Source organism: Shigella sp. SIG6 (assembly GCF_053555815.1).
On record NZ_JBQZXC010000248.1, the window covers coordinates 1 to 1,967 of the forward strand.

Annotated in this window: 3 protein-coding genes; all 3 read right to left on the bottom strand. The window is 46.6% G+C overall.

What is annotated here, in order from left to right; translation table 11 throughout:
* A partial coding sequence (locus ACUU1M_RS19990; protein WP_042774381.1) for an MBL fold metallo-hydrolase occupies positions 1 to 388 on the bottom strand: 388 nt, incomplete at its 3' end.
* Positions 389 to 495: 107 nt separating this feature from the next.
* Positions 496 to 1,386, bottom strand: coding sequence for a 4-hydroxyphenylacetate catabolism regulatory protein HpaA (gene hpaA / locus ACUU1M_RS19995; RefSeq protein WP_000093494.1), 891 nt, complete (start codon positions 1,384 to 1,386; stop codon positions 496 to 498).
* Positions 1,387 to 1,395: 9 nt separating this feature from the next.
* Positions 1,396 to 1,967, bottom strand: a 572-nt coding sequence (locus ACUU1M_RS20000) for an MFS transporter (RefSeq protein WP_449144772.1), incomplete at its 5' end; no start/stop codon positions are given.

Sequence of the window (1,967 nt, forward strand, 5' to 3'; positions counted from 1 at the left end):
GAGCGGTAACGAGTTTGCGAGGATCGGGTTTTCCTTCTTCTTCCATACGCAGTGTGATGTCCCGATCGAAGACCTGCCAACTGGCAGCGGTCATGGCTCGGGTGCCTGGCGGACCGAATACATGAATAGTTTTGTCCTGCAGACCGCTAGCCCATGCATTCATTAAGACTGATGGATAGTCCAGAATATGATCACTGTGTAAATGGGTGAGTAAAATATTATCAATCTGGCGCAGTGGAATATTATTTTTTACCAGTTGTAAGCTGGCCCCGTAACCAGCATCAATTAACCAGGTTTTATTGCCAATAATAAGTGCCGTTGCCATCGGTAAACGGTCAGCTTTTAATAAAGAAGGGCCACCTTTCGTTCCAAGTAGTACAATTTTCATTTATTGCGGTTCGGAGGCGTAGGTGAATGCCACTGGCGCAATCAGGCACGCCACAAATAGTGAGCGTAAAGATATTTTCATGTCGAGTCTCTCAGGTTGATAAATGGTCAGCGACCACGGAATTGTGTTGGTGAGCAACCCATCATTCGGTTGAAAAAACGGGCGAAATAGGCGGGATCTTTGTAGCCAAGATCAAGGGCTATCTGGTTGATGCTTTGCTCGCTATAGAGCAGAAGCCGTCTGGCTTCCCGGCTCACTCGTTCGAAAATCAATCTCTTCGGCGATTGATTGGCAAAACGTCGGCACAGCTCGGTAAGCCGTGATTCACTCATACCGAGCATTGTTGCATATTCAGGGACCATTAAATGTTGGCGATAATTTTCGTCAATCAGCCGATTAAACTTCTGGAATAAACACATCTCGCCGCGCACGCTGCATGTTGAAATATCATTTGGTGGTGCTTCACGCAGTAGGATTGTAAAAATACTTTGCGCCAGTGATTGCAATAGAATTTCCCGTCCTGGCTTATTTTGTTGAAACTCCAGGGATATTATCGGCCAATAATGATTTAATGCCGCCAGTGTATGTTCCATTCCCTCCAGTGACAGACAGATACCTTGTAGCATTGCGGCATCTCCACTACCAGGCCAGAGCTTTTCTACCAGGGGCCAAATTAACTCCTGACGTACGGTCAGAACATGCCCATCGCTATCAGGATCAGTAAAGAAAGTATGTGGCACCGATGGTGGTGTTAGTACAAAAAGCGGTGCGCGCACAGAATAGAAGTGCTCATCCAGTTGTAAAGTAATGCGTCCAGTGACCAGATAATGGAGTTGAAAATATCTATCGTGCCAGTGAGGGCGCATATCGCGTCCAAAGAAATTCGCTAACCGGGCAAATGTTTCATAATGCACATCTTCACCAGCGTAGCGGGCATCATATTCCCGGACCAAATCAATATTTTCATAACCATGTTCAAAGATAGCTTCACTGGACATCATGACTCCTTATTGCGGTTTTGGTGCGATAAGTTCAGATGAAAGAGAGTGTTCCCGACTCCCCATAGGGATTCGGGTCATGACTAACGCGCCCAGTACCAGCAATCCTGCTACAAACCACAAACCTGAGCTAAAACTGCCGGTTGCATCTTTCAAAATACCGATAAGTAATGGACTGACTGCTGAACCTACATTGCCGACAGCATTGATGACAGCCATCGCAACGGCACGCGATTGCAAGCTTATAACTTGATCCGGTGTTGTCCAAAAGATAGTCATCGCGGTAAATGATCCCATTGAGGCCATAATGATGCCGCTCAGTTGAATGAGGCTGTGATCTGTCGCAGAAGCGAGTAACCATCCGGCAGCGGCAAACAGGTAGGGAAGAATCGTATGCTTTTTGCGTTCTTTAAGACGGTCGGAACGACGACTCCACCAGATCATGCCAAAAATTGTGCAGAATTGGGGGATGGCCGCCAGCAAACCAATCATGATGTTGCTACTGCCAGTATTGAAACTCTGTAGGATTTGCGGCGTCCAGATATTAATCGCACTCAGAGTATTAGTCAGGCAAAAATAAG